This window comes from Actinomadura coerulea (assembly GCF_014208105.1).
Classification (GTDB): domain Bacteria; phylum Actinomycetota; class Actinomycetes; order Streptosporangiales; family Streptosporangiaceae; genus Spirillospora; species Spirillospora coerulea.
Genome location: NZ_JACHMQ010000001.1, coordinates 4,603,710 through 4,630,488, shown reverse-complemented (window position 1 = coordinate 4,630,488; position 26,779 = coordinate 4,603,710). Strand labels below are relative to the sequence as shown.

Annotated in this window: 32 protein-coding genes; 23 read left to right on the top strand and 9 right to left on the bottom strand. The window is 72.3% G+C overall.

The window, feature by feature from the left end:
* Positions 1-24: 24 nt before the first annotated feature.
* A complete protein-coding gene (locus BKA00_RS21215; RefSeq protein ID WP_185027565.1) occupies positions 25-1,311 on the bottom strand; it encodes a hypothetical protein in 1,287 nt (428 codons plus the stop codon).
* Positions 1,304-2,212 carry an ATP-binding cassette domain-containing protein gene (locus tag BKA00_RS21210; protein ID WP_230298683.1) on the bottom strand — a complete coding sequence of 303 codons (909 nt, stop codon included), beginning with the start codon at positions 2,210-2,212 and terminating at the stop codon, positions 1,304-1,306. The genes BKA00_RS21215 and BKA00_RS21210 overlap by 8 nt, the downstream gene beginning before the upstream one ends.
* Before the next feature lie 484 nt (positions 2,213-2,696).
* Here BKA00_RS21210 and BKA00_RS21205 point away from each other — a divergent pair, with 484 nt between their 5' ends.
* Together BKA00_RS21205 and BKA00_RS21200 are read left to right on the top strand one after the other, a co-directional pair.
* Positions 2,697-3,632: a tetratricopeptide repeat protein gene (locus BKA00_RS21205; RefSeq protein ID WP_221493243.1), complete on the top strand. Its 936-nt coding sequence runs from the start codon at positions 2,697-2,699 to the stop codon at positions 3,630-3,632.
* 524 nt (positions 3,633-4,156) lie between these two features.
* Complete coding sequence (locus BKA00_RS21200) at positions 4,157-5,560, top strand: NAD-dependent malic enzyme (protein WP_185027559.1); 1,404 nt, start codon at positions 4,157-4,159, stop codon at positions 5,558-5,560.
* 48 nt (positions 5,561-5,608) lie between these two features.
* Here BKA00_RS21200 and BKA00_RS21195 read toward each other — a convergent pair whose 3' ends face one another.
* On the bottom strand, positions 5,609-6,292 hold the full coding sequence (locus BKA00_RS21195) for a hypothetical protein (RefSeq protein WP_185027557.1): 684 nt from the start codon (positions 6,290-6,292) through the stop codon (positions 5,609-5,611).
* A gap of 160 nt (positions 6,293-6,452) precedes the next feature.
* Between BKA00_RS21195 and BKA00_RS21190 the strand changes: the two genes are divergently transcribed.
* The 4 genes from BKA00_RS21190 (at position 6,453) to BKA00_RS21175 (ending at position 10,337) form a co-directional block, all read left to right on the top strand.
* Positions 6,453-7,028, top strand: a complete 576-nt coding sequence (locus BKA00_RS21190; RefSeq protein ID WP_185027555.1) for a YqgE/AlgH family protein — start codon at positions 6,453-6,455, stop codon at positions 7,026-7,028.
* A gap of 10 nt (positions 7,029-7,038) precedes the next feature.
* A complete protein-coding gene (locus tag BKA00_RS21185) occupies positions 7,039-7,302 on the top strand; it encodes a DUF3039 domain-containing protein (RefSeq protein ID WP_185027553.1) in 264 nt (87 codons plus the stop codon).
* A 209-nt stretch (positions 7,303-7,511) separates the two neighbouring features.
* Positions 7,512-8,558, top strand: a complete 1,047-nt coding sequence (locus BKA00_RS40525; protein WP_230298641.1) for a M43 family zinc metalloprotease — start codon at positions 7,512-7,514, stop codon at positions 8,556-8,558.
* Between the two features lie 36 nt (positions 8,559-8,594).
* Positions 8,595-10,337 (top strand): DEAD/DEAH box helicase, encoded by a 1,743-nt coding sequence (locus BKA00_RS21175; RefSeq protein WP_185034560.1) that lies wholly within the window; start codon positions 8,595-8,597, stop codon positions 10,335-10,337.
* A gap of 122 nt (positions 10,338-10,459) precedes the next feature.
* Here BKA00_RS21175 and BKA00_RS21170 read toward each other — a convergent pair whose 3' ends face one another.
* Entirely contained in the window at positions 10,460-10,726 is a 267-nt protein-coding gene (locus BKA00_RS21170; protein WP_185027549.1) for a hypothetical protein, read from the bottom strand.
* Between the two features lie 317 nt (positions 10,727-11,043).
* On the opposite strand from BKA00_RS21170, the gene BKA00_RS21165 reads away from it, so the two are divergent.
* From BKA00_RS21165 to BKA00_RS21145, 5 genes are all read left to right on the top strand, one after another.
* Positions 11,044-11,460 (top strand): ribosomal maturation YjgA family protein, encoded by a 417-nt coding sequence (locus BKA00_RS21165; RefSeq protein ID WP_185027547.1) that lies wholly within the window; start codon positions 11,044-11,046, stop codon positions 11,458-11,460.
* Positions 11,461-11,787: 327 nt separating this feature from the next.
* On the top strand, positions 11,788-12,060 hold the full coding sequence (locus BKA00_RS21160) for a type II toxin-antitoxin system Phd/YefM family antitoxin (RefSeq protein WP_185027545.1): 273 nt from the start codon (positions 11,788-11,790) through the stop codon (positions 12,058-12,060).
* A complete protein-coding gene (locus BKA00_RS21155; RefSeq protein WP_185027543.1) occupies positions 12,057-12,314 on the top strand; it encodes a Txe/YoeB family addiction module toxin in 258 nt (85 codons plus the stop codon). The genes BKA00_RS21160 and BKA00_RS21155 overlap by 4 nt, the downstream gene beginning before the upstream one ends.
* 238 nt (positions 12,315-12,552) lie before the next feature.
* Complete coding sequence (locus tag BKA00_RS21150; RefSeq protein ID WP_221493242.1) at positions 12,553-12,876, top strand: hypothetical protein; 324 nt, start codon at positions 12,553-12,555, stop codon at positions 12,874-12,876.
* A gap of 359 nt (positions 12,877-13,235) precedes the next feature.
* The gene (locus tag BKA00_RS21145) at positions 13,236-13,547 is read left to right on the top strand and encodes an FHA domain-containing protein (protein ID WP_185027541.1); all 312 of its coding nucleotides are present in this window, start codon (positions 13,236-13,238) and stop codon (positions 13,545-13,547) included.
* A 330-nt stretch (positions 13,548-13,877) separates the two neighbouring features.
* Here the strand turns inward: BKA00_RS21145 and BKA00_RS21140 are convergent, their stop codons facing one another.
* The 3 genes from BKA00_RS21140 to BKA00_RS21130 form a co-directional block, all read right to left on the bottom strand.
* Positions 13,878-14,405 carry a gluconokinase gene (locus tag BKA00_RS21140; RefSeq protein WP_185027539.1) on the bottom strand — a complete coding sequence of 176 codons (528 nt, stop codon included), beginning with the start codon at positions 14,403-14,405 and terminating at the stop codon, positions 13,878-13,880.
* Positions 14,406-14,407: 2 nt separating this feature from the next.
* Positions 14,408-14,989, bottom strand: coding sequence for an isochorismatase family protein (locus BKA00_RS21135; RefSeq protein ID WP_185027537.1), 582 nt, complete (start codon positions 14,987-14,989; stop codon positions 14,408-14,410).
* Between the two features lie 79 nt (positions 14,990-15,068).
* On the bottom strand, positions 15,069-16,421 hold the full coding sequence (locus BKA00_RS21130; RefSeq protein WP_185027535.1) for a nicotinate phosphoribosyltransferase: 1,353 nt from the start codon (positions 16,419-16,421) through the stop codon (positions 15,069-15,071).
* A gap of 119 nt (positions 16,422-16,540) precedes the next feature.
* Here BKA00_RS21130 and clpS point away from each other — a divergent pair, with 119 nt between their 5' ends.
* The 12 genes from clpS (at position 16,541) to rdgB (ending at position 24,651) form a co-directional block, all read left to right on the top strand.
* The gene (gene clpS / locus BKA00_RS21125; protein WP_185034558.1) at positions 16,541-16,837 is read left to right on the top strand and encodes an ATP-dependent Clp protease adapter ClpS; all 297 of its coding nucleotides are present in this window, start codon (positions 16,541-16,543) and stop codon (positions 16,835-16,837) included.
* Positions 16,838-16,841: 4 nt separating this feature from the next.
* A complete protein-coding gene (locus BKA00_RS21120) occupies positions 16,842-17,369 on the top strand; it encodes a DUF2017 domain-containing protein (protein WP_185027533.1) in 528 nt (175 codons plus the stop codon).
* A 21-nt stretch (positions 17,370-17,390) separates the two neighbouring features.
* Positions 17,391-17,804 carry a M67 family metallopeptidase gene (locus BKA00_RS21115; RefSeq protein WP_185027531.1) on the top strand — a complete coding sequence of 138 codons (414 nt, stop codon included), beginning with the start codon at positions 17,391-17,393 and terminating at the stop codon, positions 17,802-17,804.
* 14 nt (positions 17,805-17,818) lie between these two features.
* On the top strand, positions 17,819-18,010 hold the full coding sequence (locus BKA00_RS21110; RefSeq protein ID WP_185027529.1) for a hypothetical protein: 192 nt from the start codon (positions 17,819-17,821) through the stop codon (positions 18,008-18,010).
* A gap of 92 nt (positions 18,011-18,102) precedes the next feature.
* Positions 18,103-18,375 (top strand): MoaD/ThiS family protein, encoded by a 273-nt coding sequence (locus tag BKA00_RS21105; RefSeq protein WP_173391950.1) that lies wholly within the window; start codon positions 18,103-18,105, stop codon positions 18,373-18,375.
* 21 nt (positions 18,376-18,396) lie between these two features.
* Positions 18,397-19,344, top strand: a complete 948-nt coding sequence (locus BKA00_RS21100) for a PLP-dependent cysteine synthase family protein (RefSeq protein WP_185027527.1) — start codon at positions 18,397-18,399, stop codon at positions 19,342-19,344.
* 84 nt (positions 19,345-19,428) lie between these two features.
* A complete protein-coding gene (locus tag BKA00_RS21095; RefSeq protein WP_185027525.1) occupies positions 19,429-20,226 on the top strand; it encodes a thioesterase family protein in 798 nt (265 codons plus the stop codon).
* A gap of 86 nt (positions 20,227-20,312) precedes the next feature.
* Positions 20,313-21,473 (top strand): IS30 family transposase, encoded by a 1,161-nt coding sequence (locus BKA00_RS21090; RefSeq protein ID WP_221493241.1) that lies wholly within the window; start codon positions 20,313-20,315, stop codon positions 21,471-21,473.
* Between the two features lie 151 nt (positions 21,474-21,624).
* The gene (gene murI, locus BKA00_RS21085) at positions 21,625-22,464 is read left to right on the top strand and encodes a glutamate racemase (protein WP_185027523.1); all 840 of its coding nucleotides are present in this window, start codon (positions 21,625-21,627) and stop codon (positions 22,462-22,464) included.
* Between the two features lie 29 nt (positions 22,465-22,493).
* Positions 22,494-23,243, top strand: a complete 750-nt coding sequence (locus BKA00_RS21080) for an MBL fold metallo-hydrolase (RefSeq protein WP_185027521.1) — start codon at positions 22,494-22,496, stop codon at positions 23,241-23,243.
* A gap of 77 nt (positions 23,244-23,320) precedes the next feature.
* Positions 23,321-24,040, top strand: coding sequence for a ribonuclease PH (gene rph / locus BKA00_RS21075; RefSeq protein WP_185027519.1), 720 nt, complete (start codon positions 23,321-23,323; stop codon positions 24,038-24,040).
* A complete protein-coding gene (rdgB, locus tag BKA00_RS21070; RefSeq protein WP_185027517.1) occupies positions 24,037-24,651 on the top strand; it encodes an RdgB/HAM1 family non-canonical purine NTP pyrophosphatase in 615 nt (204 codons plus the stop codon). Before rph ends, rdgB begins: the two co-directional genes overlap by 4 nt.
* A 45-nt stretch (positions 24,652-24,696) precedes the next feature.
* Here the strand turns inward: rdgB and BKA00_RS21065 are convergent, their stop codons facing one another.
* Positions 24,697-25,617 (bottom strand): sensor histidine kinase, encoded by a 921-nt coding sequence (locus BKA00_RS21065; protein WP_185027515.1) that lies wholly within the window; start codon positions 25,615-25,617, stop codon positions 24,697-24,699.
* The gene (locus BKA00_RS21060; protein WP_185027513.1) at positions 25,617-26,516 is read right to left on the bottom strand and encodes an MEDS domain-containing protein; all 900 of its coding nucleotides are present in this window, start codon (positions 26,514-26,516) and stop codon (positions 25,617-25,619) included. The genes BKA00_RS21065 and BKA00_RS21060 overlap by 1 nt, the downstream gene beginning before the upstream one ends.
* Between the last annotated feature and the right edge of the window lie 263 nt (positions 26,517-26,779).

Genomic DNA, 26,779 nt, shown 5'->3' with positions numbered 1-26,779 from the left:
GTCGGCCGGGGGGTCCTGCCGCGGTCACGCAGGCCGGGTGTCCAGGGCCGCGTAGAGGCGGCTCTCGGCGGTGCGGGGGGCGCGGAAGTCCCGCGGGCCGAGCGCGCAGGCGCGGTACTCGGCGAAGTGGAGCCGCAGCCAGTCGCGCCGCCGCTGCTCGGTCCAGGACGCGAAGCGGTGCCCCGCGCGCGTGCCGGCGGCGGCCGGGGGCTCGTCGCCGAGAAGCCACGCGTCGACCAGTGCGCGGTAGCCGTCGCCGGCCGCGCAGGCCTCCTGGTCCTTGAGGGCCTCGCTGATCTGCCTGACGGCCCGGGAGGCGTATCCGGGCGCGAGGTCCTCGTCGAGGTGGACGGCGGCGACGCCGTTCACCACCGTGACGGGCATCCAGACGGGGCGCTGCTCCACCATCGTGAAGGCGCCGGGCGTGCCGTTCAGCCGCGCGGCGAGCGGGGTCGCCGCCGCCATCAGCTGGGGCAGCGCGTCCCGCAGGGCGGGGTGCACGCAGACGGTGAGGGGCCACCTCCGGCACACCGGCTCGGCCTGGGCGGGCGCGACCGTCCCGCCGGAGCGGTGCAGCGCGAGGGTGGCGGAGACGGTCGCGGCCAGCGCGACCGCCAGGGGCAGGACGAGCAGGAACCGCCGCGTCGCCCACATCACGTAGCCGAGGATCAGCGCGGTGGTCAGCCCGGCGGCCCAGAGGATCTGGACGGCGAACACCTCGGGACGCAGGGTGGTGAACAGCTGGACCCGGGAGAACGCGGCAGGGGGCAGCAGGCTCCACCAGGACATTCCGGGGATGCGCAGAGCGGCCCACAGGGAGGTCGCGGCGAGGACGAGGACCGCGGTGGCGCGGTGGGGCGCGACGCGCCCCGTCAGGTAGCCCGCGACGACGTGCAGGACGAGCGCCCCGGCGCCCGAGACCACGCCGAGCGGATGGGACTGCCCGGCGTGCGCGTGCACGAGGGTGACGGCGACGACCACCGCCGTGGCCACGACGTAGGAGACCAGCGCGGCGGACGACAGCAGCAGCAGGTCGAACAGCACGCCCGTCGCGGGGGAGCGGGCGGTGAGGTCGCGCAGGTAGTCGAGCGGGCGTTCCCGGACGGCCGTCCACGCGGCCAGTCCCGCGGCGGCCGGGCCCATCAGGCGGACGGCGTTGACCAGCGCGACGACGCTGTTGTCCCAGTACGCGACCGCCGGGCTCAGCGACACGCACGCCGCCGCCGTCCCCAGCACGGTGAGGACCGGCACGGCGACGAGCAGCGCCGTGCGGCGGGCGTCCAGCCGGAGCACCCGCCCGAGGTCAGACACCGGTGGCGCTCTCGGCGGGCGACCGCCCCGGCCGCACCTTCGCGAGCTGTGGCAGGGGCAGGTGCGGCACCGCGAGCGGCGGCAGGGACACCTGCGGCAGGGACATCCGCGGCAGCGCGCGCCGGGCGGGGCGGCGCGCGGGCATCGCGTCGACGGTCTGCGGACTGAGCGCCCCGCGCGGGACGGCGGCTCCGCGCCGGTCGGCGGGGGAGCGGCCGCGGCGGGCGCCGGCCGAGTGCGTGGGCTGCTCGGCGAGCCGGCCGCGGGCGAGGGTGAACAGGCGGTCGCACCAGCCGGTGAACGTCTCGGTGGCGTCGGCGGTGACGACCACGGTGGGCGCCAGCGTGCGCAGCACGGGGATCAGCTCGGCCATGGCCGCGGTCAGCGAGTGCCGTCCGGGACCCGCGGCGCCCGTGGGCCAGGGTTCGGCGGCGGCGCACAGCTCGCCGAAGGGGTCGTCGAGCAGCACCAGGCCGGGCTCGTGGACGCAGGCGGCGGCCAGTCCGGCGCGCAGCCGGACGTCCGGCGGCAGCAGCGCCAGCTCCGTCCCGGCGGCCTCGGCGAGGTCGAAGCGGCGGATCATGCTCTGCGCGGCGGACGCGCTCGTCCGCTTGTAGTACGCGGCGTAGGCGACGAACTCGCCGGCCGTCATGCCCTCCGCGCGCGAGAAGCGGGCCGGCAGGTAACCGATTCCGGCCCGGGCGGCCCGCTGCCCGGCGGCGTTCGTGATGTCGTGTCCGAGAATGTGCAGCGCGCCGGTGTTCGGTCTGCGCAAGGTCGCGAACGTGGCCAGCAGAGTGGATTTACCGGCACCCGGTGGACCGGCCAGGCCGACCACGCCTTCGGGCATGCCGAAGGTCACCGGGCGCAGGAGCCACCGCCCCCCGCGGCGGACACCCATTCCTCGGGCCACGATCACGGAATGCTCCGCGATCACAAGTTTCCCCCCGTTGTTCGTCATGCTGTCGCGGCGGCCGGACGGAGCGCCCGCCGCGCCGGTGGCCTCGGGTCCCCCAACCCGCCACACGGCGCGCCCGCAGGCCGGGCCGCCCCCCGGCGGCTCCGGCCCGGTCGCTTTTGCCGGGCCGCAATGCATCGACATCGTGACTATAACCGGGCTTGGTGATGGCTGTCAGCAATCTAATCGCCTTTACGGCAGGACGACGCAAGTCTTTGCCCTGGGCGCTGCGGGAAAGAGAATAAAAAAGGCGGACAATTCTCTCGATATGCCGCCTATGAGGACCGCCATCTGGACGGCGATACGGACCCGCATACGGACGCGCCGGGAGCCCGGCGCGCGCGCCGCGCTCCGCTGGGAGCGTACGGACGTACGGCCGGGCGCGGTCATGGGGCAGGATGGACCCATGCCTTCTCGGGACTTTTCGTTGCACGGGGCCATCGACCTGGGAGCGCGCCAGGCCGCGGCAAGGAAGCAGCAGGAACGCCGGACCCAGGGCGGCGGCGGCGCGGCCCCGGCCGCGGGCGCCCCCGGGGGCCCCTACGTCGTGGACGTCACGGACGAGACCTTCAACACCGAGGTCGTCGAGCGGTCGCAGTCCGTCCCCGTCCTGGTGGACTTCTGGGCCGAGTGGTGCGGTCCGTGCAAGCAGCTCGGCCCCATCCTGGAGAAGCTCGCCACCGAGGCGGCCGGCAAGTGGATCCTGGCCAAGGTCGACGTCGACGCCAACCCGCAGCTCGGCGCCTACATGCAGCAGATGGGCGTGCGCGGCATCCCGTTCGTGGCGGCGGTCGTCGCCGGGCAGCTGCTGCCGTTCCTGAACGGCGCCGCCCCCGAGCCGCAGGTCCGCCAGGCCATCGACCAGCTCTTCGACGCGCTGCGCAAGGAGGGCATCCTGCCGGACGCCCCCGAGGGCGAGCAGCCGGCCCCCGGCGCGGCGGCCCCCGCCGCCGACCCGGTGTACTCCCAGGCCGAGGAGGCCCTGCAGCGCGGTGACCTGGACGGCGCCAAGGCCGCGTTCGAGCGGATCCTGGCAGCCGACCCGAGGGACGACCAGGCCAAGCAGGGCCTCGCCCTGGTCGGGCTGAGCCTGCGCGTGCGGTCGCTGGACGCCGAGCGCGCCCTGCGGGAGGCGGCCGAGAAGCCCGGCGACGTGCAGGCGCAGATCAGCGCGGCCGACGTGGAGATGGTGTCCGGCCGCATCGACGACGCCTTCGACCGGCTGGTGGGCGCGGTACGGCGCGGCGCGGGCGACGACCGCGACGCGGCGCGCAAGCATCTGCTGTCGCTGTTCGAGCTCCTGCCCCCGGACGACCCCCGCGTCGGCAAGGCCCGCCGCGGCCTCCAGTCCGCCCTGTTCTGACGCGGAGACCGCTGCTCCGGCCCGGGTCGCCGTCCGACCCGGGCCGCTCTTGTGCGGGTTCGTGCGGTGTTCGCCGTGTTCGGGGTGCGCCGTGTTCCGGGTGCGCGGTGGAGATGGTCGCGGCCTCGTCCGGCGCGGGCGTACGGCGTCCGGGCGGCCCGTGCCGCCCCCGGATGACGGGCGAAGCGCGGTGAGCTGGGGCGAGCGGGACACCTGACCGCGGTGGTGAGCGTATGCTCGTTGACTGATGACCGCGCCCGTGCGGCCACGTGAAGCACTTCCACGGGTGAAGCACTTCCACGGGGCCGATCCGGCCGGTCCGCGGCTCCGCCGCCTTGTGATCGACACCGCTCTGCGATCGACACCACGAGGCCGTCCGTGCCCGCGACCGTCGAGCCGACCGTCGCCGCGGCCCGGGCTCTGCGGGCCGCGGGGCGGGACCGGGCGGCGGCCCCGGACGCACCGTCCCCTGGGACCGGCGCGTCCGGATGTGGACAAACCCGTATAAATAGGGAGCAGCTGTCGTGGCGAGCGTGCCGAGCGTGTCGTACTCCATCACCGTCCGGCTGGAGGTGCCGGCCGGCGGCCGGGCCGTCAGCCAGATCACCCACGTGGTCGAGAACGCGGGCGGCATCGTCACGGCGCTCGACGTCAACACCGCCGGGCACGAGACCCTGCGCATCGACGTCACGATCGCCACCCGCGACACCCAGCACGCCGAGGCGATCTCGGGCGCGCTGGAGCGGATCGACTCCGTCAAGATCCACAAGGTCAGCGACCGGACGTTCCTGATGCACCTCGGCGGCAAGATCGAGATGCAGTCGAAGGTGCCGCTGCGCAACCGCGACGAGCTGTCGATGGCCTACACGCCGGGCGTCGCCCGCGTCTCCCTGGCCATCGCCCGCAACCCCGAGGACGTCCGCCGGCTGACGATCAAACGCAACAGCGTCGCCGTGGTGACCGACGGCTCGGCGGTGCTCGGCCTCGGCAACATCGGCCCGGAGGCCGCGCTGCCGGTCATGGAGGGCAAGGCCGCGCTGTTCAAGCGGTTCGCCGGGATCGACGCGTGGCCGATCTGCCTCGACACCCAGGACACCGACGAGATCGTCCGGACGGTGCAGATCCTCGCGCCCGCGTTCGGCGGCATCAACCTGGAGGACATCTCCGCGCCGCGCTGCTTCGAGGTCGAGGCCCGGCTGCGCGAGCTGCTCGACATCCCCGTCTTCCACGACGACCAGCACGGCACCGCGATCTGCGTGCTCGCCGCGCTGACCAACGCGCTGCGCGTCGTCGGCAAGGACATCGGCGCCGTGCGCATCACGATGGCGGGCGCCGGCGCGGCCGGCACGGCCATCCTGAAGCTGCTGATGCACGCGGGCGCCCGCAACCTCGTCGTCTGCGACTACGCCGGCGCCGTGCACAAGGGCCGCGACGACCTGGACGACTCGCTGCGCTGGATCGCCGAGCACACCAACGAGGGCGGCTACTCCGGCGACCTGCGCGGCGCGGTGAAGGACGCCGACGTGTTCATCGGCGTGTCCGCCCCCGGCATCCTGAACGGCGACGACATCGCCACGATGAGCGGCGACGCCATCGTGTTCGCGCTCGCCAACCCCGAGCCGGAGGTCTCGCCGGACGAGGCGCGCGAGCACGCCGCCGTGGTCGCCACCGGGCGCAGCGACTACCCGAACCAGATCAACAACGTGCTGGCGTTCCCCGGTGTGTTCCGCGGCCTGCTGGACGCGCAGGCCAGCGGCGTCACCCTCGACATGCTCGCGGCCGCGGCCAAGGCCCTCGCCGAGGTCGTCACGCCGGACGAACTCGGCCCGAACTACATCGTGCCGAGCGTCTTCCACCCCGAGGTCAGCACCCGCGTGGCCGGCGCCGTCCGCGAGGCCGCGGGCGGCCGCCCCCGCACCGAGGCCTAGCCACCGCCGGAGGCGGGCCCGGGACGCGGGCCCGCCGCTCAGCTCAGCTCAGTCGGACTTCCTGCCCGCGAACATCTGCTCGCGGCGGCGCGGCCACGTGCCGCCCCACCAGAAGATGATCGCGCCGGTCAGGATGACGGCGACGCCGGTCACGGCTCGCGCCCACAGCACGGTGTCGGGGCCGGTGTGCGGGAGCTTGCCGGGCGGCGTCTCGCGCGGCGCGGCGCCGCCCGCCTTCTTGCAGTTCGCCTTGATCGCGGTGCTCTCGATCTGCCGGTTCGCCCACCGGACGGTGACGCGGGTGCCGCGGTCCTCGCGCAGCTTCACCGCGACCGTCCGGGTGGTGCCCGGGCCGATCTTCCCGGGGACGGCGGCGGTGTCGTCGTTCTTCTCGACGGAGAAGTCCTCGGTCTGCGTTCCGGTGTTGCGGACGCTGATGTTCACGGTGCGGTCCGGGCAGGAGACCGATCCGATCGTGGCCGTCACCGGCCGCGCGGGGGCGCCGGTCGGCGTGTGCGAGGGGGTGCGCGTCGGCGTCCGGGACGGGGTGTGCGTCGGAGTCCGGGTGGGCTTGCCCGAGGCGGACGGAGAGCCGCCGGACGGGCTCGGGCTCGTGGATTCCGTCGCGGAGGTCGGCGACGCGGAGCCGTCCGACCTGAACAGGGCCGGGATCGCGATCAGCGCCCCGATCACGATGAACACGGCGGCGATGACGACCCTGGGCAACTGCATCGCTGTCCTCCCGGCGCGCACCAAGCGGGTGGCCGATTGTCCTAGATCATTCTTAACCCAGGAACTCGTGGTGCCGATATCCCCATCGATAGGAATGCGTAACAGGCTAACGAGCGAGGAGGCGTGCCGCCGGAGGTCCGGGCAACGCATCATGGGACCCATGGAAGACGGGATCAGGGTCGGGCTCCTGCTGGTGGCCACCCCGCAGCTGGAGGATCCGAACTTTCGGCGCAGCGTCGTCCTGCTGGTCGAGCACGACGGCGACGGGGGAACCCTCGGGGTCGTCCTCAACCGGCCGACCGAGATTCCGGTCGACCGCGTGCTTCCGCCGTGGGCGGAGCTCGTCACGGGGCCGGCCGTGGTGTTCCAGGGCGGGCCCGTCGCGCTGGAGAACGCGCTCGCCCTCGCCCGGCTCCCCGGTGAGAACGAGCCGCTCGGATGGCGCGCCCTGGACGGCGGCGCCGAGGTCTCCCGGGTCGGCCTGGTCGACCTGGAGGCGCCGCCCGGCCTGCTGGCGGCGGAGCTTCTGCAGCTGCGCGTGTTCGCCGGATACGCGGGCTGGTCGCCCGGGCAGCTGCGCTCCGAGGTCGAGGAGGGCTCGTGGTACCTGGTGCCCGCGGAGGCCGGGGACGTGTTCGCCGGGGACCCGGAGCGGCTGTGGCAGCACGTGCTGCGCCGGCAGGGCGGCGACCTGGCCTTCGTCTCCACTTTCCCCGAGGACCCGACGCTGAACTAAGGTGAACGGTGTGAGTACGCAGATCCTTCCTGACAGCGACACCCAGAGCGATGTCAAGCCGGACCTCTCCCACGGTGACGGCGATCACGAGCGGTTCGCCCACTACGTGAAGAAGGCCAAGATCACCGAGAGCGCGGTGACCGGCACGCCGGTGATCGCGCTGTGCGGCAAGGTCTGGGTGCCGAACCGGGATCCGAAGAAGTACCCGGTCTGCCCGGAGTGCAAGGAGATCTACGAGTCCATGCAGCCGGGCGGGGGCAAGGGCGAGGAGTGACCGGCCGCTGAACGGCGGCCGACGGCGCGCCGCCGGATAGGCGTGCGCGTGTGTGAGGTCCTGCGGCCGTGTGCCGCGGGACCTCGGCCTTTCTTATCGCGGGACCTCCCGAAAGGGACGTCCCTGGACAATCGGGGGATTGAATGCGGCGCTTGGCCGGGGTTTCACTGTGCGCACTGTCGGTCACAGTGTGTGCCGTTCCGGGTTCGGTGAGTGAGGGGGAGGGGGAGAGGGCGCGGGTCGCTCCGGCCGCCGCCGGCGACGACTGCGCCCGCGTCCGCGCGGGCGGGACGGTCGCCGCGGGCGGGAGCGCCGTCGGCGGGCGGGGCGCCTCGGGCGGAACGGCGCGGTCGGCCCAGGCCCGCGACCGGGCCGACCTCGGGCACGAGCAGGCCACCGCCATGCTCGCCGACCTCCGCCGCACGCTCCTCGACCGGTTCGGGACGTCCGACGAGGCCGTCCTCGACCCGGGCCTCCTCTCCGGGACGCGCCCCGACCCGGCCCGGCGCGCCACGGGCGCCCTCGTCGTCCCGGTGCGGTTCCACGTCGTCCACAGCGGGGGCTCGGGGCGGCTGTCCACGGCGGCGGTCCAGCGGCAGATCGCCACGCTCAACGCGGCCTACGGGGGCCGCCTCGGCGGCGCCGACACCCACGTGAGGTTCCGGCTCGACTCCCTGGACCGCACCGACAACCCGGCCTGGTTCCGCAGCCCGCAGCGCTACGAGGGCCCGATGAAGCGGCGCCTCCGCAAGGGCGGGCGCGGGACGCTCAACCTCTACACGGCCGCCGTCGGGTCGGACGTCCTGGGCTTCTCCACCTTCCCGCAGTGGTACCGGCGAGACCCGCGCCTGGACGGCGTCATCGTCGACTTCCGCAGCCTCCCGTACGGGTCGTACGCGCCGTTCAACCACGGGTTCACGGCCGTCCACGAGATCGGGCACTGGCTGGGCCTGATGCACACGTTCGAGGGCGGGTGCGTGTCGCCGGGCGACGGGGTGGCCGACACCCCGTACGAGGCGGAGCCGGCGCAGGGCTGCCCGCAGGGCCGCGACTCGTGCCCGCAGCGGGGCCGCGATCCGATCCACAATTTCATGGACTACGCCCACGACGCCTGCATGCGGGGCTTCACCGCAGGTCAGGGCCGTCGTATCCGGGCCGCGTGGGCGGCGTACCGGTCCCGCAAGACCGGCGGACACCGTGGGGATCTCGGCACAGCGGCGCCGGGTGCGGCACGATCTGTCGGTGCGGCTCGGTAGCCTTCAATGACCGTGAGCACCTTCGCCGCATCGAGCATGCCCCCCGCCTTCCCCGAGCGGGCCGCCTGGGGGACCGCGTCCTCCCTGCGCGCCTGGCAGCAGCAGGCGCTGGAGGCGTACTTCGGCGTGGACGGAACGGCGCCCGGCCCCCGCGACTTCCTCACCGTCGCGACGCCGGGCGCCGGCAAGACGACGTTCGCGCTCCGGCTCGCCCGCGAGCTGATGGAGCGCCGCGTCGTCTCCTCGCTCACGATCGTGTGCCCGACCGAGCACCTCAAGCGGCAGTGGGCCGAGTCGGCGGCCCGCGTCGGCATCAGGATCGACCCTGAGTACCAGAACGGGCAGGGCCCCGTCGGCAAGGACTACCACGGCGTCGCCGTCACGTACGCGACCGTCGCCGCGCGCCCGGCGCTGCACCGCAACCGCACCGAGTCGCGCAAGTCGCTGGTCATCTTCGACGAGGTGCACCACGCGGGCGACGGCCTGTCGTGGGGCGACGCCGTCCGGGAGGCGTTCGAGCCGGCGACGCGGCGGGTCGCCCTGTCCGGCACGCCGTTCCGCACCGACATCAACCCGATCCCGTTCGTGCAGTACGAGGAGGGGCCGGACGGCATCCGGCGCAGCCGGGCCGACTACACCTACGGCTACGGCCCCGCCCTCGCCGACGGCGTCGTCCGGCCGGTGATCTTCCTGGCGTACGCGGGCGAGATGCGCTGGCGCACCCGCGCGGGCGACGAGATCACCGCGACCCTCGGCGAGCCCCTCACCCAGGACCAGACGTCCCAGGCGTGGCGCGCGGCGCTCGACCCCAAGGGCAACTGGATCACGCAGGTGCTGGCCGCGGCCGACCGCCGCCTCACCGAGCTGCGCCGCGTCATCCCGGACGCGGGCGGCCTCGTCATCGCCACCGACCACGAGGCCGCCCGCGCCTACGCCAAGATGCTGCGCGCGGTGACGGGGCAGGGCGCCACGATCGTCCTGTCGGACGACCCGACCGCGTCCAAGAAGATCAAGGCGTTCGGCGAGACCGACGACCGCTGGATGGTCGCGGTCCGCATGGTGTCCGAGGGCGTCGACATCCCGCGGCTGTGCGTCGGCGTCTACGCCACCTCCACCAGCACGCCGCTGTTCTTCGCGCAGGCCATCGGCCGCTTCGTCCGCGCCCGCAAGCGCGGCGAGACCGCGTCGGTGTTCCTGCCGTCGGTGCCGACGCTGATGGGTCACGCCTCCGAGATGGAGGAGGAGCGCGACCACGTCCTCGACCGCCCCGTCCGCGAGGACGGCCTCGACGACGACCTGCTCGCCGAGGCCAACCGCGAGAAGGACACGCCCGACGTCGGCGAGGAGCTGCCGTTCGAGACGGTGGAGGCGTCCGCGACGTTCGACCGCGTGCTCTACGACGGCGGCGAGTTCGGCATGAACGCCGAGCCGGGGTCGGCCGAGGAGGAGGAGTTCCTCGGCATCCCCGGCCTGCTGGAGCCCGACCAGGTGTCGGCGCTGCTGCGCAAGCGGCAGGCCGAGCAGATCGCCAACGAGCGCCGCCGCAAGACCGGCGACCCCCGCGCCGACCGCACCGCCGCCGAGGACATCGCGACCCTGCGCCGCGAGCTGAACGGCCTGGTCAACGCCTGGAACCACCGGACGGGCCAGCCGCAGGGAGTCATCCACAACGAGCTGCGCCGCGCCTGCGGCGGTCCGCCCGTCCCCCAGGCGAGCGCCGAGGAGATCCGCGAGCGCATAGCCAAGATCCGCGAATGGGCCGCCAAGCGCCGCCACTGACGCGTCGTCCCCGCCCACCGCGGCGGGGGCTCGGGTATCAGGAAGCAGAACGGGGGCCTGGCTCAGCCAGGCCCCCGTTGGTGATGCGGAGAGGCGCGAGCCTCCTCGCACGTGGCCGCCTGTCAGACGGCCTCGCTCCGCCGGGAGACGGAACGCGCGGCGCGGCGGACGGCCCAGAAGCTGAAGCCGCCGCCGCAGACGATGCCGAGTCCGAGGACGCTGGCACCGATGACGATGCCGGTGCTCACGGAGACGGTCGCCCCGAGGATGAGGCCGAGCACGCCACCGATGACGGCGCCGAGGCCACCGCCCATGCCAGCGCCCCAGAAGATGCTCAGGGCGATGCCGACGATGCGAGCGGGGTTGCCGGTGCGACGGGTGTTGTCCATGATGAGGACCTCCGGTTGTGAGTCGCACCTCTCGTGATGTGAGGTGCCTACCGAGCACCGTCCGGGACGGGATGCCTCGCGCAAGCCGGAACAGGCGGTCTGTCGGCACGGCGTGATGAGAGATCTCAGCCGGAGCATGCGGTCAGGGGAAGGTGCGCCAGATTCAGGGCCCAGAGAATTGGGCGACCGTTTCTTCGAGGGCCGGTGATGGGGGCGGGACTCACGCATAACCCCGCCACCGGCCCGAACACCGAATTCGCCGGTCACACTGGCCGTAGCTGGTGCATCGGGTGCGCGTTGCCGCTTAGGATCGTGCGATGAGGCTCGCAGCGCGCTGGGTTCGGCTGCTGATGGTCGTGTCGGCAGCCGGCCTCGCTGGCGCGGCCTATGCGATCCGCGCCGTGGGAGACGGGCTTATCGACCAGTATTCGGGTGCCGCCTTGTCCGGGGCCATCGTCTACACGATAGTGCTCTTCGTACGACCGCAGATCTCTCCATTGGTCGCCGGTAGTATCGCGGTCGCATACTGCTGGTTCATCGAGTTCGCACAGCTCACTCCCCTGCCAGGCGAAATCTCCCAACGCAGCTGGTTCGCGCGCCAACTGCTAGGCGCCCAGTTCGACCTCATTGACGTTGCCTGGTATCCCGTAGGCGTCATCCCTTTGGTCGTCGCGCACTGGTCGCTTCGTACCAGCGCACCTACTCGACCGAACTCGCCGCCCGCTGAGGTTTAGCCGCGCACTTCACTACCGCTGCGCCGCTCCTGCGGCCGCCCGCCCGCCCGCAGGCAAGCGCCACCGGGATCCGCGAGCGCGCAGCCAGGATCCGCGAATGGGCCGCCGTCACTGAAGCGCCCCCGCCGTGGTCGGGAGGGGCAGGACGGTGAGGCTCGCGGCGGTCTCGCAAGGTGAGGTGCCTACCGGGCACTGTCCGTTCCGAGGCGCTCCGCGCAAGTTGATGCAGGCGATCTGTTGGCCGCGAGGTGATGAGGGCTAGCCAGATCCAAGCGGCTACTTGCGGTCGATGTACGTGATTACGTACGCTCTGGGGGAGGAGGTTCGATGCATCCGATGTCCGCGAGCGAGTTCCGCTCCAAGCTGGCTGCGACATTGGACCGCGTCACCGAGGATCTCGATGAGGTCATCGTGACCCGGCCCAACCGCGACCCCGCCGTTGTGATCAGCCTGCGCGAGTACGAGTCGCTGAAGGAGACGGCTTTCCTGCTCGGCATTCCCGCCAACGCCCGTCATCTCGCCTCCTCGATCCAGAGCCTGCGCGGCGGCCAGGCCCAGCCGCACGAACTCATCGAAGACGGTGAACAGGACGCCGAGTGAAGATCCTCTTCACGCCGGAGGCCTGGGACGACTACCTCTGGTGGCAGCGGAACGACCGTGCGACCCTCAAACGGTTGAAACGGCTGATCGAAGACATCTGCCGCAACGGTCACGAGGGCATCGGTAAGCCAGAACCCCTCCGTCAGAACCTGGCGGGCTTCTGGTCGCGCCGTATCACCACCGAACACCGCATCGTCTACGTCATCGAAGCCGACACCGTTCAGATCGTCGCCTGCCGCACTTACTACGAATGACCTGGCGAAGCCTGTGGTTCCCGAGGAAGCGGAGACGGCTCCGTCCGCACTCGGGTGCACCTTGACGGACGGCGCACTACCGAACACGTTCGCGTTCGAGGTCGCCGTCCGGCAGGACCAGGCGGTCGCGCACGGCGGACCCACGAATAACCCTGCCACCAGCTCGAGTATCGAATTCGCCGGTCGCGCTGGCCGTAGCGGGTGCCCTGGGGTGCGCGTTGCCGCTTAGGATCGTGCGATGTCGCTCGCAGCGCGCTGGGTTCGGTTGCTGATGGTGGTGTCGGCAGCCGGCTTCGCCGGCGCGGCCTATGCGATCCGCGCCGTGGGAGACGGGCTTATCGAGCAGTACTCGGGTGCCGCCTTCTCCGGGGCCCATCGTCTACACGATCGTGCTCTTCGTACGCCCACGGATCTCTCCATTGCCGGCCGGTGGCGTCGCGGTCGCGTACTGTTGGTTCATCGAGTTCGCACAGCTCACCCGCTGCCCGGTGAATTCTCCCAACGCAACTGGTTCGCGCGCCAACTGCTAGGCGCCCAGTTCGACCTCATTGACGTTGCCTGATCCCGTAGGCGTCATCCCATTGGTGGTCGCGCACTGGTTGCTCCGTACCGGCGTACCCACTCGACCGACCTCGCCGCCCGCTGAGGCTTAGCCGCGCACTTCACCAACGCTGCGAGACCGGCGTTCCCGCCAACGCCCGCCACCTCGCCTCCTCGATCCAAGCCTGCGCTGCGGCCAGACCGCGGCTTCGAGGGACGGGCCGCCGCGATCCTGACGCCCGAGGGCACACGACGGTGGCGGCTCGGGCGGGGCGACGGCAGAGGGGAACGCGGCATGAGATCGCACTTGCCGTCGCTGATCATTTTAGGACTGTAGGGATGCAAGGAAATACAAAGAAGACGCAGTAGGGAGATACGACCATGAGCAATCGCGCTCAGATGACCCAGATGCCCGAGGGCATCGGCCCTGTCTGGACCATCGGCCGCCACGAGGCATGCACTGTCCGCCGCATTGCCGACAGTGTCAGCCGGATGCACGCGGAGGTGAGCTACACCGCCGCCGAAGGCTGGTCCGTGAAGGACCTCGGGTCCACGAACGGCACTGTGGTCAAGCCCAAGGAAGGCGCCCCTTGGAAGCTTGCTCCCGGGGAGCGGTACTTCATCGGGGAAGACGACACGATCTTCTTCGGCCCCGACGCCAGCCTCCGCCCCCGGAACCTCCCGTGGCCGTGAGGTCCGACATGTGGCAGACGTCTCCGCGTCAGCCACCCCCACCCAGTGCTCTCCGCCTCGCAAAGGCAGGGGAGCACTCGTTTTTTTGGCCGCCGTCAGGTCGTCCGCCACATCTGTAGCCGTGGCGGCCGGAGACCGTGCGTGTCGCGCACCAGGTCGTCGAGCGCGACGACGATGGTCTCGTGCTGCCCCTCCCGGGTCCTTCCGGCAGCGGAGGTCTCCTCGTGACCTCAGTGGTGATGGCCCCGCATTCCCCTTCACACCGCCCGGCGGTTCAACCGTGTGCTGGAAGACCTGCTCGCAGGTTGTTCGACGGTGGCCGGTATGAGGTCAGCGGGGAGCGCAGTCCAGGGCCAGGGACTTGAGGATGTGGGTGACGGTTTCCTTGGGGGTGCCCGTGATGGGGGCGGTGACGATGTTCTCGTCCGGTTCCGGGGGTTCCAGGTCGGCGAACTGGGAGTCGAGGAGCTCGGCCTTGAAGAAGTGGCCCTTGCGGGAGCGCATGCGGGCGGCGATCGTGTCGCGGTCGCCGTCCAGGAGGACCAGGCGGACGCCCGCGTGTTCGTCGAGCAGCATGTCGCGGTAGCTGCGCTTCAGGGCGGAGCAGGTGACGACGCCGGGGCGGCCGGTGGCGAGGCGGTCGGCGATCCACGCGGCGATGGTGCGCAGCCAGGGGAGGCGGTCCTCGTCGGTGAGGGGACGGCCCGCGCGCATCTTGGCGACGTTGGCCTCGGAGTGGAACGCGTCGGCCTCGGCGTACTCCCAGCCGAGGCGTTCGGCGAGGAGCGTGCCGATGGTGGTCTTGCCGCTGCCTGACACGCCGGCGACCAGGATCACCGTGGGAGGGGGAAGGGGCATGGTCAGGCGGTGACCACGGGGGCGCCGGACAGGACGATGCCCTCCTGGCCGAGCTCGTCCAGCGCCTGGTCGACGGTGGCCTTGCTGACCCCGGCCGTCAGGTCCAGCAGGACGGTGGTGCGCAGGCCTGCGCGGACGGCGTCCACGGCAGTGGCCCGGACGCAGTGGTCGGTGGCGATGCCGACGACGTCGACGGCGTCCACGCCGCGGGCGGCGAGCCAGTCGGCGAGTGGGGTCTCGTCGTCGGAGAACCCCTCGAAGCCGCTGTAGGCGGCGGTCTCGCGGCCCTTGCTGAACACGGCCTCGATGGGGGCGAGGGCGAGGTTCGGGTGGAAGTCGGCGCCCGGGGTGCCGATCACGCAGTGCGGCGGCCAGGTGTCGGCGAAGTCCGGTTCGGCGGAGAAGTGGCCGCCCGGGTCGAGGTGGAAGTCACGGGTCGCCACGATGTGCGCGTACTCGGACCGGTGCGCCGCCACGTACTCGGAGATCGCGGTCGCCACGGCGGCGCCGCCCGCGACCGCCAGAGACCCGCCCTCGCAGAAATCGTTCTGCACGTCCACGATGATCAGAGCCTTCTTGCCCATGACCGCTGCTCCCTCTACCGGTTGCCCCACCGGCTCTGCACCGACCGTACCCCAGCCGCGTCCCCCCACGCGGGACGGCTCAACGGCGTGGCCCGCCGTTGACGAACTCGGTCGGGACGGCGGGCTCTCCCCTGGAGAGGCGGCGCGCCGTGGCGGGCAGTTCGGCGACCGAGCGGGCGTGGCGCTCCCTGGCCTCGCGGAGCGCCTCGCGGCCGACGACCTCGCCGTCCCGCACGAGCGGCACCTGGAGGACGCGGTCACGGGGGCCGGGCGTCGGCTCCGTGGTGAACACCGTCTCGGCGTAGGCGACGCCGTGCCCGTCGACGCGGCGGACGGCGGTCTTGCGCCCGCCGCGGCTCGGCTTGCCCGTCGAGCGCTTGGCGACCGGGCGCATGGGCGCGTCCTCGTCCGGGCCGTCCGCCCGCGCGACGAGCTTGTAGACGAGCGACGCGGTGGGGGCGCCGGAACCGGTCACCAGGGACGTCCCCACGCCGTACCCGTCGACGGGCGCCGCGCCGAGCGCCGCTATGCCGTACTCGTCCAGGTCGCCGGTCACCACGATGCGCGTGCCGTGCGCGCCGAGGGAGTCGAGCTGCTCGCGGACGCGCCGCGCCACCACCCCGAGGTCGCCGCTGTCGATCCGGACGGCGCCGAGGTCCGGCCCCGCCAGCTCCACCGCCGTCCGGACGGCGCGCTCGACGTCGTAGGTGTCGACCAGCAGCGTGGTGCTCTCGCCGAGGGCCGCGAGCTGCGCCTCGAACGCGTGCCGCTCGCTGTCGTGCAGGAGGGTGAAGGAGTGCGCGCTCGTCCCGGCGGTGGGGACGCCGTACAGCCGGCCCGCCTCCAGGTTGGACGTGGTGGTGAACCCGGCGATGTAGGCGGCGCGGGCGGCGGCCACGGCGGCGCGCTCGTGGGTGCGCCGCGACCCCATCTCGATGATCGGGCGGTCCTGCGCGGCCTGCGCCATCCGGGACGCCGCGGACGCGATGGCGCAGTCGTGGTTGAGGATCGACAGGGCGAGGGTCTCCAGCAGGACCGCCTCTCCGAACGTCCCCTCGACCATCAGGATCGGCGACTCGGGGAAGTAGCACTCGCCCTCGGGGTAGCCCCAGACGTTCCCGGTGAAGCGGTACTTCTCCAGCCAGCGCACCGTGGGCTCGTCCACGATGCCGTTCTCGCTGAGGAACTCCAGCTCGGAGTCGCCGAACCGGAACGCCTCGATGGCGTCCAGGAGCCGCCCGGTGCCCGCGACGACCCCGTACCGCCGCCCGGCGGGCAGGCTCCGCGCGAACACCTCGAAGACCGCGCGGCGGCCGTCCGTCCCGCTGCGCAGGGCGGCCTGCAGCATGGTCAGCTCGTACTGGTCGGTCAGCAGGGCCGTGCCGTCACCAAGGTCCACAAGTGGAACTTTAGGGCCGGGTGCGGGCACCATGGTGACGCGGGCCGTCGCACGCGGCGGGGGAGCGGCGCATAGCATCGGATGCGGCGGGCGGCCGCGCCCCCAGGGCGGGACCGCGCGAGAGAGAGGGGGAGAACCGGCCAATGAGCGCCATGAGCACGGCGCCCGCACCGGTGGAGCTGGAGCGGCCGGACGCGGCGGAGGACGTGAGCGCCGACCGGCCCTGGCTGGCCATAGTCTGGAACGACCCGATCAACCTGATGTCGTACGTCACGTACGTGTTCCAGGCTGTGTTCGGCTACCCCAAGGCGAAGGCCGAGAAGCTGATGCTCGACGTGCACCACAAGGGCCGCGCCGTGGTGGCCAACGGCACCCGCGAGGAGATGGAGCGGGACGTGGAGATCCTGCACTCCTACGGCCTGTGGGCGACCGTGAAACGGGACGACTGAGCCGATGAGCCATGTGAGGAAGACACGCGACGGCTTCCGGCTGCGGCTGGAGCCGGAGGAGACCGCGCTGCTGCGCGCCCTGATGGAGCAGCTGCTCGCCCTCCTCGGCGAGGAGTCCGGCGAGAAGGGCGAGCTGGCGTCCCTCGGGATCGCCGAGAACGCCACGAAGTCGGACGACCCGGTCCTGGCGCGGCTGTTCCCGGACGCCTACCGCGACGACGGCGAGGCCGCCGGGGAGTTCCGCCGCTACACCGAGATGGGCCTGCGCGACGGCAAGCGCGAGGCGGCCCGGGCGGTGCTCGGGGCGCTGGGCGAGGGCGGCACCGAGACCGTCCTCGACGAGAAGCGGATGCAGGAGTGGCTGCGGGCGCTGAACGACGCGCGGCTGGCGATCGGCACCCGGCTGGACATCACCGAGGACTGGTACGAGGAGGCGGGCGGCATGGACCCGCGCGACCCGCGCGCCCCCATGTACGCCGCCTACGACTGGCTGACGATGCTGCAGGACGGTCTCGTCCGCGCCCTGGAGTAGGCGCCGCCTAAGCTTGCGGCCATGCTGACGATTGAACGGGCCCTGGTCGACCAGATCATCGCGCACGCGCGCGCGGACCACCCCGACGAGGCCTGCGGCGTCATCGCGGGCCCGGTCGGCTCGGACCGGCCCGTCCGGTTCATCGCGATGGTCAACGCCGAGCGCTCCCCGACGTTCTACCGGTTCGACTCCCAGGAGCAGCTGAAGGTGTGGCGGGAGATGGACGACCGGGACGAGGAGCCCGTGGTCATCTACCACTCCCACACCGCGACCGAGGCCTACCCCTCCCGCACGGACATCTCCTACGCGTCCGAGCCGAACGCGCACTACGTCCTCGTCTCGACCCGCGAGGAGGGCGAGACCGAGTTCCGCTCGTTCCGGATCGTGGACGGCGAGGTCACCGAGGAGGAGGTCGCCGTCGTCGACGGGGCCTGACGGCGGGACGCGCGGTGCGGGTGGACGCGGGAGGGCCGGAGGCGGCCGGGATCGGCGGGTCGGCGGCCGGTAAACTGGCCGACATGTGGACGAGCGGGCATGGGACGGGCGGCGCCGGACGCCGCGCCGGGTCCCCAGCGGTGCCGCCCGTGCAGAGCTTCCTGTTCGGGCACTCGCGCGCCGAGGTCGTCTACGACTGTCGCTGACGCGCTGATCACGCCTGGAATCAACCCGCCGCCCGCCCGGTTCCACCACCAGGGGCGGGCAGTCCCGTACGACGTTTAAGGAGATCATCGCGATGGCGATCGAGGTCCGGATCCCGACGATCCTGCGCAACCTCACCGACGGCGCCAAGGCCGTCGAGGGCAAGGGCGGCACGCTCGACGAGCTGTTCGCCGACCTGGACACCCGGCACGCCGGCCTGCGCGACCGGCTCGTGGACGACAAGGGCCTGCGCAAGTTCGTCAACGTCTACCTCAACGACGAGGACGTGCGCTTCCTCGGCGGCCTGGGGACGGAGGTCGCCGACGGCGACAGCGTCACGATCCTGCCGGCCGTCGCCGGCGGCTGAACCGGTCGGGACGAGCGCCACATGCGATTCGACTCACTGCTGGACTCGCTCGGCGGCACCCCGCTGGTCGGGCTGCCGCGGCTGTCGCCGAGCGAGGACGTGCGGCTCTGGGCCAAGCTGGAGGACCGCAACCCCACCGGCTCGGTGAAGGACCGCCCCGCCTTCCACATGATCGAGAAGGCGGAGAAGGAGGGGCTGCTGACGCCCGGCTGCACGATCCTGGAGCCGACGTCCGGCAACACCGGCATCTCGCTGGCCATGGTCGCCAAGCTGCGCGGCTACTCGATGGTGTGCGTGATGCCGGAGAACACCTCCGCCGAGCGCCGCCAGCTCCTGGAGATGTGGGGCGCGCGGATCATCTCCTCCCCGGCGGCGGGCGGCTCGAACGAGGCCGTGCGGGTGGCCAAGGGCCTGGCGAAGGAGAACCCCGACTGGGTGATGCTGTACCAGTACGGCAACGAGGCCAACGCGCTCGCGCACTACGAGACGACCGGCCCGGAGATCCTCGCCGACCTGCCGTCGGTGACGCACTTCGTGGCCGGGCTCGGCACGACGGGGACGCTGATGGGCGTCGGCAGGTTCCTGCGCGAGCGGGTGCCGGACGTCAGGATCGTCGCCGCGGAGCCGCGGTACGGGGAGCTGGTGTACGGGCTGCGCAACATCGACGAGGGCTTCATCCCGGAGCTGTACGACGACTCCGTGCTGACGACCCGGTTCTCGGTCGGGTCGCTGGACGCGCTGCGCCGCACCCGCGAGCTGCTGGAGCAGGAGGGCATCTTCGCGGGCATCTCGACCGGCGGGGCGCTGCACGCGGCGATCGGGATGGCGAACAAGGCGGTGAAGGCCGGGGAGCGCGCCGACATCGTGTTCGTCGTCGCCGACGGCGGCTGGAAGTACCTGTCGACCGGCGCGTACGGCGGAACCCTGGAGGAGGCCGAGGCCCGGCTCGAAGGCCAGCTCTGGGCCTGACCGGCGGGCGGGCCGGCCGCCGCCGGGCGGCAGGGTAGAGTTCGTACTCGAACGTGATTCTAGAATCGTCCCGGGAGAGTGCGGATGAGCGGGTTCGGGGACTCCACGGCGGTGAAGCCGGTCGGCGAGGGCCGGTACGAGACCGTCCTGGACGGGGGCTACGGCATCGCCCAGGCGCTGAACGGCGGCTACCTGATGGCCGTCCTCGCGCGCGCCGCCGTGGACGCCTCGCCGCACGAGCACCCCGTCTCGACCGCGGCGAACTTCCACCGCGTCGCCAAGGCCGGCCCCGCCGAGCTGGTCGTCGACCTCCGCAAGGCGGGACGCACGGCCGCCTCGTCCTTGGTCACCCTCGTCCAGGACGGCCGTCCCGTCGTGGACGCCCTGATCACCACCGGCACGCTCGACCCGTCCGCCGAGCCCGACTTCGCCGCCGGGCCGCCCGCCGCGCTGCCGCCGCTGGAGGAGTGCACGGGGTTCCGGCCGCCCGCCGCCACCGGCGGCGGGTTCGCCGACCAGGTCGACATGCGCTTCGACCCGGAGACCATGGGCTGGCTGGACGGGCGGCCGAGCGGGCGCCCGGACATCCGCGCCTGGTTCCGGCACGCCTGCGGCCAGGAGCCCGACGGCTACTCCCTGGCACTCGCCGTGGACGCGCTGCCGCCCGTGGCGCTCAACCTCGGCGCCCTGGGCTGGGCACCGACCGTCGAGCTGACCTGGCACATGCGGGCCGTCCCGGCCCCCGGCTGGCTCGCCGTCCACGGCACCGGGCGGCTCCTCGCAGGCGGCTGGTTCGACGAGGAGGTAGAGGTCTGGGACACCAAGGGCCGCCTGGTGGCCCAAAGCCGCCAGATCGCAAGAGCCCCCCAGACACGCGCCTAGCGGCCGTCGACTTGCGGCGTGTCGCCCTTCTGCGAGCGGGCGGTCTCTAGTGTCTGTTGCAACGAGATCCCTGGAAGGATCTTGTTGTGCCGGGAAGACGTCTGACAGCTGCTGAGCGCGCGCAGATCGAGGTGTTGTTCGGTGCGGGCCGGTCGTTTCCGCAGATCGCGGAGGCGATCGGCCGGGACCGGTCAACTGTGTGGCGGGAGGTGCGCCGTAACCACTCCTATCGGCGGTCGGACGCCGGTGGGGGCGGGGCGCGGTATCCGGGCCGGGCGACCACCGCGTGTCCGGGCGGGCTGGGCGGGCTGTACCGGTGGACGTACTCGCATGTGGCCGCGCAGCGCAAGGCCGATGAGCGGGCGCGTCGGCACCGGCCGGGCAAGTTGATCGGCAACAGCGGGAACAAGGGCCGGGCCTGGTGCCAGGGCCGGTTGTGGCCGGTGGTGCGTGATCTGCTGGTGCGGCGGTGGTCGCCGCAGCAGATCGCGGCGCACCTGCGCGCCGCCTATCCTGACCAGCCGGAGATGCGAGTGTCGCACGAGACGATTTATCAGGCGATCTACTACCAGGCCCGGGGCCGGATGCGGGCCGAGCTGGCCCGGCAGCTGCAGTTGCGGCCGGGGGAGGGGTCGGTGCTGCGCAGCGGCCGCGCCGCCCGCCGTCCGCCCTCGCGTCTGGCCCGCGCCGAGAGCGCGGCGCGCAGCCGCCGGCCCTGGATCCAGGGCCTGCACATCTCGGCCCGGCCCGCCCAGGCGGCCGACCGGGCGGTGCCGGGGCACTGGGAGGGCGACCTGGTGATCGGGGCCCGCGGATCCAGCGCCATCATCACCCTGGTCGAGCGCACCACCCGGTTCGTGATGCTCGGCGCGTTGCCGCACTCACGCGTGTCCGAGCAGGTCACCGGCGTGCTGACCACTTTGATGCGGCGGTTGCCGGCCGAGCTGGCCGCGACCTTGACCTGGGACCAGGAATCGGAGATGGCCCAGCACGCCGACTTCACCCTGGCCACCGGGTGCCGGGTCTACTTCTGCGACCCGCACGCGCCCTGGCAGCGCGGCTCCAACGAGAACACCAACGGGCTGCTGCGCCAGTACTTCCCCCGCTCCTCCACCGACTTCCGCAACTACACCCAGCACGACCTCGACGAAGTCGCCCGCCAGCTCAACGGACGACCCCGCCAAACCCTGAACTGGAAAACCCCAGCCCAAGCACTCAACGAATACCTCGTTGCAACAACCGCTTGACACCGCCGCGCTGATAAGGGCGACACGCCGCAAGTCAACGCGGGACGGCACCGGCGGGCGGCGTGAGCTGGACGGTTTTCCGGTGTGTGACGGTGTGATGTCCAACGCATGACACACCCGGGCGGGGCCATGTCGCCTAGCCTTGTGCACCATGTCAGATCCATCCCGGGGGGACGGCCTCCGAGACGCGCCCATCGGGATCTTCGACAGCGGTTTCGGGGGCCTCACGGTGGCCCGCGCCATCCTCGACCAGCTGCCGAACGAGCCGATCGTCTACCTCGGCGACTCGGCCCGCCAGCCGTACGGTCCGCGCCCGATCGCGCAGGTCCGCGCGTTCGCGCTGGAGATGCTGGACGAGCTGGTCGACGAGGGCGTGAAGATGCTGGTGATCGCCTGCAACAGCGCCAGCTCGGCGATGCTGCGCGACGCCCGTGAGCGCTACGACGTCCCGGTCGTGGAGGTCATCAACCCCGCGACCCGGCGCGCGGCGCGCGCCACCTCCAACGGGCGGGTCGGCCTGATCGCAACCGAGGCCACCGTGACCAGCCGCGCCTACGAGGACGCGTTCGCCGCCGCGCCGCACATCGAGCTGGTCAGCGCCGCCTGCCCGCGCTTCGTCGACTTCGTCGAGGCGGGCGTGACGATGGGCGAGGACCTCCTCGACGCCGCCCGCGGCTACCTGCGCCCGATCGTGGACGCGGACTGCGACACGCTGATCCTCGGATGCACGCACTACCCCCTTCTGACCGGCGTCATCTCGTATGTGGTCGGAGACGGGGTCACACTGGTCTCAAGCGCCGACGAGACCGCCAAGGACGTGTACCGAGTGCTGCACGATCGGGGACTGGCCCGCGCCGAGGCGACGCCCCGGCCGCGGCACCGGTTCCGCGCCACCGGCGACCCCGCCGTGTTCGCCGAGCTCGGCCGCCGCTTCCTCGGGCCGGAGATCGGTTCGGTGGAGAGCACGTTGCGCAAGGCTTTGACGACCTGATTCCTCGGGACCACAGAGGAGGAGTGAGCGTGCGGGTCACTGTGATCGGCTGTTCCGGCAGTTTCCCAGGGCCGGACAGCCCCGCGTCCAGCTACCTGGTCGAGGCGGACGGCTTCTCCATGCTCCTCGACATCGGCAACGGCGCGATCGGAAGCCTCCAGCGCTTCCACGGCCTGCTGGACATCGACGCCATCTGCATCTCGCACCTGCATCCCGACCACTGCCTCGACCTCACCGTGTACTGGATCGCGCGGACGTACTGCCCGGACGGCCCGGCGCCGCGCATCCCGGTCTACGGCCCCCGCGACACCGCGGACCACATGATCAAGGCGTACGAGCTGGAACCGAACCCGGAGATGACCGCCACCTTCGACTTCCGTCCGCTGGAACCGGGGCCGGTCCCCATCGGCCCGTTCACGGTCACCACCGCGCTGATGAACCACCCGGTCGAGGCGTACGGCCTGCGGATCGAGCACGGGGGCAGCGTCATGACCTACTCCGGCGACACCGGCCACAGCGACGACCTGGTGCGGCTGGCCCGCGACTCCGACCTGTTCCTGTGCGAGGCCGGGTTCGCCGACCGGCCGGACCTGCCGCCTGACATGCACCTGACGGGACGGGAGGCCGGCGAGCACGCCGAGCGGGCCGGGGTCGGACGGCTGGTCCTGACGCACCTGCTGCCGTGGAACGACCCGTCCGAGACGCTCTCGGAGGCGAAGGCCAGCGGCTTCCGCGGCCCGGTCGAACTGGCCGAGGTCGGCGCCGTCTACGAGTTCTGAGGGACGCCTCCGCGGTGAGTGCGGCGTCACCGGCGGTAGGCCGGATCCGGCGCGGGCCCGCCCGCTAGGGTGGGCGCATGGCTCGCCCCGATGATCGCGCACCCGACCGGCTCCGTCCCGTCCGCATCCAGCGCGGATGGCTCGACCACGCGGAAGGGTCGGTGCTCGTCGAGTTCGGCGCGACCCGGGTGCTGTGCGCCGCCTCGGTGCAGGACTCGGTGCCCCGCTGGCGGCGCGACAGCGGCCTCGGCTGGGTCACCGCCGAGTACGCGATGCTGCCGCGCGCGACCAACACCCGCAACGACCGCGAGTCGGTGAAGGGCCGGATCGGCGGGCGCACCCACGAGATCTCCCGGCTGATCGGCCGGTCGATCCGGGCGTGCCTGGACCTCAAGGCGCTCGGCGAGAACACCGTCCAGCTCGACTGCGACGTCCTTCAGGCCGACGGCGGCACCCGCACCGCCGCGATCACCGGCGCGTACGTCGCGCTGGCCGACGCGGTGAGCTGGATGCGCGAGCGCCGCCTGCTCAGGGGGAACCCCCTCATCACCTCGGTCTCGGCGGTCAGCGTCGGCGTCGTGGACGGCGAGCCCCGCCTCGACCTCTGCTACGAGGAGGACTCCGCCGCCGGGACGGACATGAACGTCGTCTGCACCGGCGACGGCCGGTTCGTCGAGGTGCAGGGCACCGCGGAGGGCGCCCCGTTCGACCGGGCGGAGCTGGACGCGCTGCTCGACCTCGGCGCCGCCGGCTGCGCCGAGCTGACCCGCATCCAGAACGAGGCCCTCGGCCGATGAGCCGGATCGTCCTCGCCACCCGCAACCGGGGCAAGGTCGCCGAACTGCGCCGCATCCTCGGCGATCTCGACGTCGTCGGCCTCGACGCCTTCCCCGGCGCCCCGGACGTGCCCGAGACCGAGCTGACCTTCGAGGGCAACGCGCTGCTGAAGGCCCGCGCGATCGCCGCGTTCACGGGGCTGCCCGCCGTCGCCGACGACTCCGGCCTGTGCGTGGACGCGCTGAACGGCATGCCCGGCGTGCTGTCGGCCCGCTGGTCGGGGCGTTTCGGCGCCGGCGACCAGGACGCCGCCAACCTGCGGCTCGTCCTCGACCAGCTCGCCGACGTGGCCGACGACCGGCGCGGCGGGTCGTTCGTGTGCGCGGCCGCGCTGGTCGTCCCGGGCGGCGCCGAGCACTGCGTCGAGGGGCGGATGCACGGCACCGTCATCCGGGAGCCGCGCGGCACCGGCGGCTTCGGCTACGACCCGATCTTCCTCCCCGACGGCGGGACCCGCACGACCGCGGAGCTGGCGCCCGAGGAGAAGGACGCCATCAGCCACCGCGGCCGGGCCTTCCGCGCCCTCGCCGGGATAGTCCCCGACGCCCTCCGGGCCGCCGGCCTCACCTGACCCGCCCGCGCCCGCCCGGCGGCCCTCGCCGGGCGCCCGGGGCCGTCAGGCGCAGTGGAGGCGGACGAAGGTGCCGTCCCAGCCGGCGCGCAGTTCCATCAGGTCGACCAGGAGGCGGACGGTCCACAGGCCGAAGCCGCGCTGGAGCGCGGAGTCGGGCGGGATGAAGCCGGTCAGCGGGTCGGGCCCGGGGCGCCAGAAGCCGTGGTCGCCGATCTCGCAGACGAGGTCGGCGCCGTCCCGCCACGTCCACAGGCCGATCGGCGGGGTGCCGTGCTGGAGCGCGTTCGCGGCGACCTCGTTGGCGGCGGTGACGAGGTTCTGCGCCTTCTGCCTGGCCAGGCCGTGCCGGAGGGCGCGCTCGCCGACGAACACGCGCAGCGCGTGCAGGTCGTCGCCGTCGATGGAGAAGTACTCGGCGCCCGCGGGCCGGTCGGTGCTGAACCGGCGGTCGCAGCCGGACCCGAACCTCACCGGGTCGATGTAGTCGCCGTTCGCGCCGTCGTGCCCCGGGGCGAGCAGGAGCGGATGGGTGCGGCGCGCCTCGGCGAGGATGCGGGGCGGCAGTCCCTCGGCGTCGTAGGGGCACAGCGAACGCGCCCCCGACTCGCCGAACACCACGTTGATCAGGGACTCGTAGCGGACCCATTCGAGCGTCTGGCGCTCGTCCCACCCCTGCCAGACCGGCTCGGCGAGCGCGCAGACGGTGCGCGGGGCGCTCTGCTTCACGATGGTCTGGTAGTCGCGCAGCGTGTGCACGGGGTGCTTGTAGAAGACGGCGGAGTCGAAGTAGGTGACCGCGCCGCCGTGCGGGGCGAGCACGTCCCGCAGGGCGGTCAGGTTGGGCTCGCGGGCGACGGCGATCACGACCTGCCCGCGCTCCAGGCCCGATCGGAGGTAGGGGACGGTGACGGACAGGAAGTCCTCGGTGCCCCGGTACATGAAGGCCTTGTGCTCCAGTGCCATCAGGCGATGCCCTCCGTCTCCGCGAGGCGCCGCCCGCGGGCGAGGCCGGGCAGCCGGTGCCAGCCGACCATGTCGATGATGCTCTCGAGGTCGGGCGACAGGTGGTCCAGGATCAGGGCGGCGTCGGCGGGCAGCCGGGTGGCGTGCTTGGCCAGCAGGTGCAGCCCGCCGAGGTCGATGAATCCCAGCCGGGACAGGTCGAGGTGGATGCGGCCGGGCCGCAGCCGGAGGAGCTGGTCGGCGAACACCGAGTGCCGCGCGGCGTCCAGCTCGCCCTCGACGCGGAGCCCGTCGGGCTCGAACGTGCGCACGATCTTCAGTATCCCGTCGTCGAACTCGGGGTTCACTTCCACGAGGACCTCGTGTGTGTCGCGGAGGGCGGCGAGCTCGGCGGGCCGGCACGCGTGCCGGTCGACCTGGCAGATCGCCATCGCCATGGTGCTCGGCGAGACGGTGTCTCCGACCCGGTGCTCGCAGCCCACCATGCGGCCGAGGTCGGCGCCGGGGCCGTTCAGCAGCCAGCTGTGGTCGGTGGTGAGGCGCATGGCGCGAAAGCCCTGCCCGAACGCGGAGCCGAGCTCGCGGGCGACGGTGTCGGCCATCTTGGCCGGCTCGAACGTGCCGCGGCGGTCGAGGCACGCCTCCCGCGGCGTGATGACCCGCAGCTGGCTCGACCTGACGAGGGCGTCCACGTCGATCGGTCGCCCCCGGCCGAGGCCGGGCAGCCGGTCGGCCGGGAGGTCGGTGACGTACACGACCTTCTCGGTGGTCTCCAGGCCCTCCCGGACGAAGGGCCCGATGACCCGGTCGCGCTCCTCCTGACTGGTGTAGGCCAGCCAGCCGTGATCTCCGGGACGGAGTGCGCTGACGGGGCGCTTGGCGAACCAGGATGTGTCCATGGCCTGCCCATCGGTGTGAGGCGGATCTGTTCAGCGTACGCCGGTCCGGTGCCTTTGGAAGCCCAACGCATGGAGTTCCTCACGCTCCGTCCGAACGGCCACGGACACCTCGGCCGTTGGTCGTGGTCGCGCCCGGCAGGGCGAAGAGCAGCCGCACCGCGGTGCCGTTCCGGCCCCGTCCGGATCTGGACGAAGGAGCACAGCAGCCGCACCGCCCAGAGCCCGAACCGGTCGCCGGGCGGCCCGCCGTCCGGCTTCGGGGG

Coding starts and splice junctions, on each gene's coding strand:
- BKA00_RS21210 (WP_230298683.1), bottom strand. CDS start 2,212: ATGGGTGTCCGCCGCGGGGGGCGGTGGCTCCTGCGCCCGGTGACCTTC.
- BKA00_RS21195 (WP_185027557.1), bottom strand. CDS start 6,292: ATGCAGTTGCCCAGGGTCGTCATCGCCGCCGTGTTCATCGTGATCGGG.
- BKA00_RS21190 (WP_185027555.1), top strand. CDS start 6,453: ATGGAAGACGGGATCAGGGTCGGGCTCCTGCTGGTGGCCACCCCGCAG.
- BKA00_RS21175 (WP_185034560.1), top strand. CDS start 8,595: ATGCCCCCCGCCTTCCCCGAGCGGGCCGCCTGGGGGACCGCGTCCTCC.
- BKA00_RS21170 (WP_185027549.1), bottom strand. CDS start 10,726: ATGGACAACACCCGTCGCACCGGCAACCCCGCTCGCATCGTCGGCATC.
- BKA00_RS21165 (WP_185027547.1), top strand. CDS start 11,044: ATGAGGCTCGCAGCGCGCTGGGTTCGGCTGCTGATGGTCGTGTCGGCA.
- BKA00_RS21160 (WP_185027545.1), top strand. CDS start 11,788: ATGCATCCGATGTCCGCGAGCGAGTTCCGCTCCAAGCTGGCTGCGACA.
- BKA00_RS21150 (WP_221493242.1), top strand. CDS start 12,553: ATGTCGCTCGCAGCGCGCTGGGTTCGGTTGCTGATGGTGGTGTCGGCA.
- BKA00_RS21145 (WP_185027541.1), top strand. CDS start 13,236: ATGAGCAATCGCGCTCAGATGACCCAGATGCCCGAGGGCATCGGCCCT.
- BKA00_RS21140 (WP_185027539.1), bottom strand. CDS start 14,405: ATGCCCCTTCCCCCTCCCACGGTGATCCTGGTCGCCGGCGTGTCAGGC.
- BKA00_RS21135 (WP_185027537.1), bottom strand. CDS start 14,989: ATGGGCAAGAAGGCTCTGATCATCGTGGACGTGCAGAACGATTTCTGC.
- BKA00_RS21130 (WP_185027535.1), bottom strand. CDS start 16,421: ATGGTGCCCGCACCCGGCCCTAAAGTTCCACTTGTGGACCTTGGTGAC.
- clpS (WP_185034558.1), top strand. CDS start 16,541: ATGAGCACGGCGCCCGCACCGGTGGAGCTGGAGCGGCCGGACGCGGCG.
- BKA00_RS21120 (WP_185027533.1), top strand. CDS start 16,842: ATGAGCCATGTGAGGAAGACACGCGACGGCTTCCGGCTGCGGCTGGAG.
- BKA00_RS21115 (WP_185027531.1), top strand. CDS start 17,391: ATGCTGACGATTGAACGGGCCCTGGTCGACCAGATCATCGCGCACGCG.
- BKA00_RS21105 (WP_173391950.1), top strand. CDS start 18,103: ATGGCGATCGAGGTCCGGATCCCGACGATCCTGCGCAACCTCACCGAC.
- BKA00_RS21100 (WP_185027527.1), top strand. CDS start 18,397: ATGCGATTCGACTCACTGCTGGACTCGCTCGGCGGCACCCCGCTGGTC.
- BKA00_RS21095 (WP_185027525.1), top strand. CDS start 19,429: ATGAGCGGGTTCGGGGACTCCACGGCGGTGAAGCCGGTCGGCGAGGGC.
- murI (WP_185027523.1), top strand. CDS start 21,625: ATGTCAGATCCATCCCGGGGGGACGGCCTCCGAGACGCGCCCATCGGG.
- rph (WP_185027519.1), top strand. CDS start 23,321: ATGGCTCGCCCCGATGATCGCGCACCCGACCGGCTCCGTCCCGTCCGC.
- rdgB (WP_185027517.1), top strand. CDS start 24,037: ATGAGCCGGATCGTCCTCGCCACCCGCAACCGGGGCAAGGTCGCCGAA.
- BKA00_RS21065 (WP_185027515.1), bottom strand. CDS start 25,617: ATGGCACTGGAGCACAAGGCCTTCATGTACCGGGGCACCGAGGACTTC.
- BKA00_RS21060 (WP_185027513.1), bottom strand. CDS start 26,516: ATGGACACATCCTGGTTCGCCAAGCGCCCCGTCAGCGCACTCCGTCCC.